Source organism: Luteimonas salinilitoris, from assembly GCF_041300785.1.
GTDB classification, from domain to species: Bacteria; Pseudomonadota; Gammaproteobacteria; order Xanthomonadales; family Xanthomonadaceae; genus Luteimonas; species Luteimonas salinilitoris.
In genome coordinates this window covers 21,702-30,662 of record NZ_JBFWIB010000023.1, presented here as the reverse complement: position 1 = coordinate 30,662, position 8,961 = coordinate 21,702, and the positions used below count along the sequence as shown (strand labels likewise).

The window sequence follows — 8,961 nt, the reverse complement described above, 5'->3', positions numbered from 1 at the left end:
CTGCAAAGGTGCCATTCGGGCTGGGATTCGGGCCGCATCAGGGGGAAGCGCGGGGTAAACGGACGGGCAATAACTCCTGATTTCTACAAAAAGGGCGTTTATTCTTCCTATACCCGCGACGAGCGTCAGCTTGGGCCTGATCACGGCAATGCGCTCCTGGGCTGGGACGGTCCGGTCACTATAGCCACGGGCTCTGCCCGGACCCGTCCCGGAAGTCCTGCGTGGGTAGCGAATTGACGGGTGAACCGCGGACCCAGAATTCGAACGCCAATGTTCTCCGCCCCTTCCTTCCGATGACCGGGCCAGATCCGTATGGCGCATTAGCCGAAAGCGTAATGCGCCGTTCTCTTCGGCTTCGGGAAGGCGTGCGGCGCAATGCGCTTCGCTTATTGCGCCCTACGTCCTGCGAGGCGGTCAGTCAGCGGGCGCGACATCCACACCGCGGTACGCCTGGATCAGCCGTCGCTCGCCTTCCGCGCCCGCGTGCGCATTGCCGTGTTCCATGCCGAACACGAAGTCGCGGCCCTCCCTCTGCGCCCGTCCGTGGATGTGCTTCAGCACGTTGCGGTAGTTGATCTCGCCGGTTCCCGGTTCCTTGCGCTCTGGCACGTCGCCGATCTGGAAATAGGCGATCTCGTCCCAGGTCAGGTCGATGTGGTGGATCAGGTTCCCCTCGTTGCGCTGCATGTGGTAGATGTCGTACAGGATCTTGCAGGCCGGGCTGTCTACTGCGCGCGCGATCTCGTAGGCCTGCGTGGACGTGCGCAGGAACAGCTCCGGCGTGTCGCTCAGCGGCTCCATCACCATCGTCAGCTGGTGCGGTTCCATCACCTGCGCGCCGGCACGGATCGCATCGATCACGTGACCGGTCTGCATGCCGATCGGCAAGCTGTGGGCGTAGAAGCCGGGCACGATCGTCATCCATTTCGCGTTGACGCGGCGGGCTACGTCCACCGCCTCGCGGCAGCGCCTGACGAAGCGCTCGGTCGCCGCCTTGTCGCCGGTGGTGTACGACACCTTCCAGTTGTCGCCGGCGTCGATCACGAACACGCCCATGGTCATGCCGTTCTTGACGAGCGCATCGCCAATGCGCTCCTGCAGCTTCACCGGGCGGCCCATCAGCTCGTTGTCCTCGTAGGCCGTAAAGCCGTGATCGGCCATGAACTGGATCTGGGCGATGGGGTCCTTGCCGGCCGAGTGCTCGAACATGTCCAGGTGCGGCGCGAACTTGAGCCGGAACTTGCCACCGGCCGCGGGTGAAGTCGCGTTCGCGCTGGACAGCTGCGCGGCGGCGAACGGCAGGGCCCCCGCGGTGGCGGTGGCGGTCATGGCCTGGAGGAAGCTGCGTCGCTGCATGGTGGATTCCGTCTCGGTCGTGTTCCGGGTTCTTCCGGGGAAATGGAAATTCAAACGCTGAAATTCAAACGCTAATGTTCCCCGACGCCTTTGCCTCGTGGCTTGCGCAACAGCAGACGGGCCTGCGTGCCCCAGCCGCCGATGAAGATGTCGTCTTTGCCGTCGTTGTCCAGGTCGCCGACCGCCATGCTCCAACTGCGACCGGCTACCGTCGCGGGCAGGACATCGGACGTGACGTCCTTGAAACTGCCTTTGCCATCGTTGGCGTAGGCACGGGCCTGCATCGGCTTGAAGCCCGGGACTGCGATCGCACCGACGATCAAGTCGGGAAAGCCGTCGTCGTTGAAATCGACGACGGCGCCACCCCACGATGAGAATGCGTTCTTTGGCAGGCGTTTGGCCGTCGCGTCGACGAAGCGGCCGCGACCGTCGTTGACGAGCAAGCGTGCCTGCGGGTCCCGCTCGTAGCCGCCCGCGTTGCTGGTCAGATTCAGGAACAGGATGTCCGGCTTACGGTCGCCGGTTGCATCGAACACGTGCACTTCGCGCGTGTGCAGTTCCACGGGCAGCTGCAGCCGATCCGACGCATCGGCAAAGCGGCCCTGCCCGTCGTTGAGCAGCAGCCGATTCGGCGGCCGCTCGTTGGCAACGACCATATCAGGATCGCCGTCGGCGTCCAGGTCCGCGAGCGCGATATCCTGCGTCGCATCGTTGACGGCCGGAAGGTGCGTCTTCGTCGCGTCGATGAAGTGCCCCGGCCTGCCCTGGTCGTTGAGCCACAGGAAATCCTGGCCACGCTCTCCCGAGTTGCCGAGGACGATGTCCGGCAATCCATCGCGATTCACATCGCCGATGGCGAAGCCGTTGCCTTCGCTGCGCGCCGGCAGCCGGTCGCTCACGTCGGTGAAGGCGCCCTTGCCGTCGCCGTAGAACAACTGGTGCGCCTGGTCGTCCTCCGCAATGAACATCACATCGGCATGCCCGTCGCGATTGAAGTCGGCGCTCAGCACATGCTCCGTATCGTACGTCGCCGTGCCGAACGCGCCTTGCCGCCAGCGCAGTCGTGCGTTGCCGTCGTTGAGATACAGCCTGTTCGCGTCGCCCTCGACAGCGAGGACCACGTCCAGGTCGCCGTCCCGATCGACGTCCACTAACGCAGCGTCCAGGGCGTGCAGCGTCTCGGCCTTCGGCACATGCGTGGTGGTCGCATCCAGGAATATCGCCGAAGCATTCGCGGCCGAAGCACCCGGCTTGGTGGATTGCGATCGCGCAACCTGCGCGCACAGCAGCGACGCTGTGACAGCGCACACGAGTGGGGCATGTGAAAGAGTTCGCGCGACGATGCCATCCTTCATGAAAGCGCTCCGCTCCGCGTCGACCTCGCGACAGTCTATAACACGCCGTGAACGTGATGCGCGTGCGCGATGGCCTGATCACGGGAGCGGAAGGCAGAGCAACCGCCGGCCGCGGCCGCAGGACCGTAGCTGAGAAAAATGGGGACGCGAAAAGATGTCAGGAACAATTGCGCCGGGTTGAATCGTCCATGATACCGCTTCGGATACCACAGTAAACGACGAGTGCTTGGGCAAAAAGTCATGGCCGCACGCACATCCCGACGTACACTGGCAGCCCCACGTCGAGACCACGGATTCCCATGCATAACCAACAACTCACCGAGATCCAGCGCGTTTTCACTTCACGGTTGGAGACGCTCGAACACCTGCTCGATGTCGGTGAAAAGCACTTCAAGGATACGGACACCTTCATGGGCAAGCGTCTGGCCGAGGACATGTTTCCGTTCGGTGGGCAGATCGCCTTCGTCTGCAACCAGCCGCGTGGCTTTTCGCAGTGGTGCGCGGGCGAGCCGATCGACAACCTGGCACCCGACAGTATCCAGACCATCGAACAGGCCCGCGCCGCGATCGTGCAGACGAAGAGGCTCGTTGCCGGCATCGCAGCAGCGGACTCGAAACTCGAAGAGATCAAGCGCATCGGCCTCGGTCGGGGGCGCTACGTCGAATTGCAAGGCCATCGTTACGTCGCCGACTACCTGCTGCCCAACCTGTATTTCCACGTCACCTCGGCCTATGCGATTCTGCGGCTGCTCGGGGCGCCGGTAGGCAAGAGCGACTACCTGTATTACCTCGCGCCGATGGTGAAGCAAGAGGGCGCCTGAAGCGTCGGTCGGCGTTGGTCTTGCGAGCGGCGGGGCACCGCGTGAGGCGGCTTGAGCTCGCCCTACGCTCGGCTGCCGTTCGTCCATGCCCTGTCTGTCGTAGGGCAGGCTTGAACTGCTGCGATGCGCAATGCTGTGGACCGGGTGGCCATGACCGAAGAAACCGACAAGCCGACGAATCCACTAGGCGAAGGCCTGACCAGATCCGAGCGCGTGTTCGTCCGCATCGCGCTGTTGCAGACGCTGCTGGCGGTGATCGGCATCGTCACCGGCTCAATCGCGCTGTACGCCGGGCTCACCGAAGCCGATGCCGCCCGCAAGCAGCAGGAGGCCGCCGTGTGGCCGATGCTGCAGATGGCGATCAACGATTACGACGTCGAGGCCAAGGAACCGATCTTCCGGATCATGGCGCGCAACTCCGGGAGCGGCCCGGCGCGCATCGCCGGCTTTCGCGTGACGGTGGGCGGCGAGGTGCAGTCGGACTGGAACGAGACCTTCACCACGCTCGCGGGGTCGCACGAGGGGGTCCTGAGAAGCTATTTCAGCGGACGCGTCATTTCTGCAGGGGAAGGAGGTCGACGTCGTGCTGGCACGGGACGCGATCGCGCGCGCGGCGTTGCAAAAAGCGTACGTCGCACCGACCTCGCTGTAGGGATGGGCGGCGGTGATCTTGCCGCCAAGTACTTTCGCGTAGAACTCGAACGCCTCGCGACACTGGCCGCGGAAGCTGAGACTGGTCACGATCTTCAACACAGATCCTCCTTTCATTTGCAAGCGACACGGCGAGCGGATGAGCGGATGCGCACCCGCGGCCTTGCCGGCGTCACAGGCTGTCATACCGTTGTTTAAGGCCGCGTGTGGGTGGGACGAGCTGCAGCGCTTCGAGGACAAATGGACGTAGTGAAGTAGCCCGGGTAAGCCAAGCGCACCCGGGAGCCTTTAGAAGCCCCGGGTGCGCTTCGCTTACCCGGGCTACTCGATACCCGCTTCCTTTTTTGTTTCCGGCCACCGCGCAAACACGTCCCTCATGGTATGGAAGCCGTCGCATCGCTGCGGCATCCGCTGCATGCATGCAACGATCCGCCCGATTCTGGAGAAGCGAGATGGTCAGCAAGAACACGATCTGCCTTTGGTACGACAGCACCGCGCTCGATGCCGCGACGTTCTACGCCAGGACATTCCCGGACAGCGCGGTGGGTCGCGTCCTTCGCGCGCCGGGTGACTTTCCCTCCGGCAAGCAGGGCGACGTGCTCACGGTCGAGTTCACCGTGCTTGGAATCCCCTGTCTGGGTCTGAACGGAGGGCCGGCGTTTAAGCACAGTGAGGCGTTCTCGTTCCAGGTCGCCACCGACGACCAGGCTGAAACCGACCGCCTGTGGAACGCGATCGTCGACAACGGCGGTGAGGAAAGCGACTGCGGCTGGTGCAAGGACAAGTGGGGCCTGTCGTGGCAGATCACGCCGCGCGCGCTGACCGATGCGATCAACGATCCCGACCGCGCGGCGGCCAAGCGCGCGTTCGACGCCATGATGGACATGCGGAAGATCGACATCGCCACGATCGAAGCAGCGCGTCGGGGCTGACGCTCACAGTCATCGCTGTGGCCCGAGCGCGAAATGAAGAAGGCCGCCCGGGGGCGGCCTTCTTTCTTTCTGGAGCACGCGCCGGAGCTGGATTTCATCGCCAAGCTGGCTGCGCTGGTGCCCCCGCCCAGGGTCCATCTCACCCGCTTTCACGGCGTGTTTGCCCCCAACAGCCGGGACCGTGCGCTCGTCACTCCCGCCCGGCGGGGCCGGGGTGGCCAGCGGCCCACTGCGCCCCACAATGCCCACGACCGCCCCCCCTGCAGAGCAGCACGCCGCCATGCGCTGAGCGCGACGCCTCAAGCGCGTGTTCAAGATCGACCTGGACACCTGCCCGGCCTGTGGCGGGGTCGTCAAGCTGATCGCCTGCATCGAAGCGCCGTCGGTGATCGTCAAGATCCTCACCCACCTGAGCACCCAGGCTCCCGCAGCGGCCAGGGCTCTGTTCCCCGAGCCCCGGGCCCCGCCGCCAGCGCGGCTGTTTGACTGACGCCCACCGCCCTCACGGGCCTCGGACAGATGCCGTTCCTCCCTTGGATCACGGTAGGGTGACGCTCGGCCAAGGGCTCGGCCGGGGGCAGGGTGGCTCGGCCACAGCGCCGGAATCGGTCACAAGGTGGGCCAAAGGGGGCTGCACAGGTGCCATTCGGGCTGGGATTCGGGCCGCATCAGGGGGAAGCGCGGGGTAAACGGACGGGCAATAACTCCTGATTTCTACAAAAAGGGCGTTTATTCTTCCTATACCCGCAGGTCGGTGCCGCAGATCGCGGTCTTCTCCAGCTTGATCAGCACCTCGTTGGCCCCCGGGCGCGGTACCGGCACCTGCTCCATCCAAATACCCTTGGCGGCCTCGCGCTTGACCAGGGCGCGCATGGTGTTCTGTGGCAGGGTAGGTTGCGTCGACATGGGGCTTGAGAAGCGTTGTGCGAGGGCGCGGATTATACGCGGCACCCGCTTGATCCACGTGACACCCCAGTCAGCCGCCGGTCGGGAATCCAGCAGAATTGGTACTCTTGAGAAGCCCCGTTATTTTTGTGCACACGTTGTACGCGCGTCAGGAGGGAATATGAATTTTCGATTCAAACGGGTCACCCATCCGTTGGCCGGGGCGGTATTCGCGGCTGCGCTCTGTTCGCCCGCGCAGGCCGCTGAACCGCAGTGGCGCCCACTGGTCGAAGACGGCTCGCTGACGGGCTGGACGATCAAGGGTGGTAAGGCCACTTATGCGGTCGAGGATGGTCAGATCGTCGGGCGTTCGGTGGGCGATCGAGCCAATACCTTCCTGGTCACCGAACAAAGCTACGGCGATTTCATTCTCGAATACGACGTCAAGACCGACCCCAAACTCAATTCCGGGGTGATGATTCGTGGCGAGAGCCGCCCGGATTACCGCAACGGTGTGGTGTTCGGCTATCAGGTGGAACTGGATCCCAGCCCGCGTGCATGGAGCGGCGGCATTTACGACGAGCAGCGGCGCGAGTGGCTGAACACCCTGGTCCGCAACGCGCCGGCACGGGCGGCGTTCAAGAACGGCGACTGGAATCACTTCCGGGTGGAGGCGATCGGCTACAGCATCCGCACGTTCATCAACGGGGTGCCGGCTGCGAACCTGGTGGACGATGTCACCGCGCGCGGCTTTATCGGCCTGCAGGTGCACGGCGGCGTGGAGCCGGGGCTGGTGGTGCGTTTCCGCAATCTGCGCATCCTCACCCAGGATCTGGCCGCGGCGGCGACGCCGGCCGACCCCAAGGCCGATGTCTACAACTATCTGCCCAACCAGCTGACCGATGCCGAAAAGGCCCAGGGTTGGCGCCTGCTGTGGGATGGGGTGTCGAGCAAGGGCTGGCGCGGCGCCAAGCTGGATGGTTTTCCGAAGCAGGGCTGGTCGATCCGCGACGGGCTGCTGAGCGTGGTGCCGGCCGGTGGTAAAGAATCGGCCAACGGCGGCGACATTGTCACCAGCGAGCAATTTTCCGACTTCGAACTCGAGCTGGATTTCCGCATCACGGAAGGGGCCAACAGCGGTGTGAAGTATTTCGTCGACACGAAATTGGACCCGATCGGCGGCCCGGTCGGTTCCGCGATCGGTCTGGAATACCAGATCCTGGACGATAAGCGACACCCCGACGCCAAGCTCGGCGAAGGCGGCAACCGCACCCTCGGCTCGCTGTACGACCTGATCGCGGCGGCCAACCTCAGCGTGCCCGACAAGGGCAAGCCGGCGATGCCGCCCGGCGCGTGGAACCGGGCGCGCATCGTCTCCCGCGGCAAGCATGTCGAGCACTGGCTCAACGGGGTGAAACTGGTCGAATACGAGCGCGGCTCGGCGGATTTTCGTGCCAAGATGGCGCGTAGCAAGTACAAGGACATTGCCGACTTTGGCGAACTGCCGCGCGGCCCGATCCTGCTGCAGGATCACGGCAATGCCGTGTCGTTCCGCTCCATCAAGATTCGCACTCCGCAGACTACCGCGGCAGCGCCTGCAGCCACACAGGCGGGCCGCTAGTGGATCGCCGCACTTTTCTTGCCGGCCTGGGCGCCGGCACCGCAGCAACCGTGTTCTCGGCCCGTAGCTACGCCCGCATCCTCGGCGCCAACGACCGCCTGCGCGTCGCCGTGATCGGCCTCAACGGGCGCGGGGTGGCACATCTGCACGGGTTCGCCGCCACGCCCAATACCGAAGTCACCCATCTGGTCGATGTCGATAGCGCAGTGCTGGAAAAAAGCGCTGGCGAGCTGGCCCAGGGTCAGCCGCGCCCGCAACTGGAGCGCGATTACCGCCGTTTGCTGGAGACGCGTGCGATCGATGTCTTTTCGATCGCCACCCCCGACCATTCGCACGCCAAGATCGCCCTGGACGGCATGGCCGCCGGCAAGCACGTCTATCTGGAAAAGCCTTGCGGCATCGCGCCGAACGAGGGCGAAGCCCTGGTCGCTGGGCAGAAACGCCACGATCGGGTGTTGCAAATGGGCAACCAGCAGCGTTCCAGCCGCGAAACCCAGGAGCTGGTTGCCCTGGTGCGTGCTGGCGAACTGGGCGAGCTGTACGCCGCCGACACCTGGTACGCCAACAACCGCACCTCGATCGGCAGGGGCAGCGAAATCGCCCCGCCGCCGAACCTGGATTGGGAGCTATGGCAGGGTCCGCGCCCGCGCCGGCCTTATCGCAGCAACCTCGTCCACTATAACTGGCATTGGTTCTGGCACTGGGGCACCGGCGAAATCTGCAACAACGCCTTGCACGAGATCGATATCGCGCGCTGGCTGATGGACGTGCAATTCCCCGAACAGGTCTCGGCCAAGGGCGCGCGCCGTTTCCACCGGGGCGACGACTGGGAGATGTACGACACACTGCGTCTGGACCTCAGCTTCGCCGGCGGCCGCCGCATCAGCTGGGACGGCCACAGCTGCAATGGCGTCGAGCGCTACGGCCGTGGCCGCGGCGTGCTGGTCTATGGCACCAAGGGCTCGGCCCTGGTCGATCGCAACGGTTTTGAGATTTTCGACCTGGCCGGAAAATCCGTGCGTAAAGCCACCGCCAAGGAGGCCAGCGGCACCACCGACACGGTCGGTGAGGGCGCGCTGGATCTGCTGCATATCGGCAATTTTGCAGACGTGATCCGCGGTAAGGCCAAGGCCCTGGCCTCGCCGATCAGCGAAGGCCATATCAGTACCTTGCTCTGCCACCTGGGCAATATGGCCTACCGCACCGGCGCCGACTTGAGCTGCGACCCGGCCAACGGCCGCCCCCGCAGCGAAGCGGCGCTGGCGTATTGGACGGCGGATTATCAGCCGGGCTGGGACATCAAAAGCTAGCCCCTGATGCACTTGACTGAGTCCCCTCGT

Annotated in this window: 7 protein-coding genes and 2 pseudogenes; 6 read left to right on the top strand and 3 right to left on the bottom strand. The window is 64.5% G+C overall.

From position 1 onward, the window contains the following. Window positions 1–414: 414 nt before the first annotated feature. Both AB5T46_RS19315 and AB5T46_RS19310 read right to left on the bottom strand, forming a co-directional pair. Entirely contained in the window at window positions 415–1,356 is a 942-nt protein-coding gene (locus tag AB5T46_RS19315) for a hydroxypyruvate isomerase family protein (RefSeq protein ID WP_370565733.1), read from the bottom strand. 71 nt (window positions 1,357–1,427) lie between these two features. Further along, window positions 1,428–2,711 carry an FG-GAP repeat domain-containing protein gene (locus tag AB5T46_RS19310; RefSeq protein ID WP_370565732.1) on the bottom strand — a complete coding sequence of 428 codons (1,284 nt, stop codon included), beginning with the start codon at window positions 2,709–2,711 and terminating at the stop codon, window positions 1,428–1,430. Between the two features lie 299 nt (window positions 2,712–3,010). Between AB5T46_RS19310 and AB5T46_RS19305 the strand changes: the two genes are divergently transcribed. The 4 genes and pseudogenes from AB5T46_RS19305 to AB5T46_RS19290 form a co-directional block, all read left to right on the top strand. Continuing rightward, on the top strand, window positions 3,011–3,532 hold the full coding sequence (locus AB5T46_RS19305; protein ID WP_370565731.1) for a DUF1993 domain-containing protein: 522 nt from the start codon (window positions 3,011–3,013) through the stop codon (window positions 3,530–3,532). 150 nt (window positions 3,533–3,682) lie between these two features. Then, complete coding sequence (locus AB5T46_RS19300; protein WP_370565730.1) at window positions 3,683–4,381, top strand: hypothetical protein; 699 nt, start codon at window positions 3,683–3,685, stop codon at window positions 4,379–4,381. 254 nt (window positions 4,382–4,635) lie between these two features. Next, window positions 4,636–5,115 (top strand): VOC family protein, encoded by a 480-nt coding sequence (locus AB5T46_RS19295; protein WP_370565729.1) that lies wholly within the window; start codon window positions 4,636–4,638, stop codon window positions 5,113–5,115. A gap of 87 nt (window positions 5,116–5,202) precedes the next feature. Then, window positions 5,203–5,605 (top strand): annotated as a pseudogene (locus AB5T46_RS19290) (transposase); the annotation flags it as partial. 251 nt (window positions 5,606–5,856) lie between these two features. Here the strand turns inward: AB5T46_RS19290 and AB5T46_RS19285 are convergent. Further along, window positions 5,857–5,988 (bottom strand): annotated as a pseudogene (locus tag AB5T46_RS19285) (L-threonine 3-dehydrogenase); the annotation flags it as partial. Window positions 5,989–6,181: 193 nt separating this feature from the next. Here AB5T46_RS19285 and AB5T46_RS19280 point away from each other — a divergent pair. After that, complete coding sequence (locus AB5T46_RS19280; protein WP_370565728.1) at window positions 6,182–7,621, top strand: 3-keto-disaccharide hydrolase; 1,440 nt, start codon at window positions 6,182–6,184, stop codon at window positions 7,619–7,621. Next, window positions 7,621–8,931 carry a Gfo/Idh/MocA family protein gene (locus AB5T46_RS19275; protein WP_370565727.1) on the top strand — a complete coding sequence of 437 codons (1,311 nt, stop codon included), beginning with the start codon at window positions 7,621–7,623 and terminating at the stop codon, window positions 8,929–8,931. Before AB5T46_RS19280 ends, AB5T46_RS19275 begins: the two co-directional genes overlap by 1 nt. The last annotated feature ends 30 nt before the right edge of the window (window positions 8,932–8,961 follow it).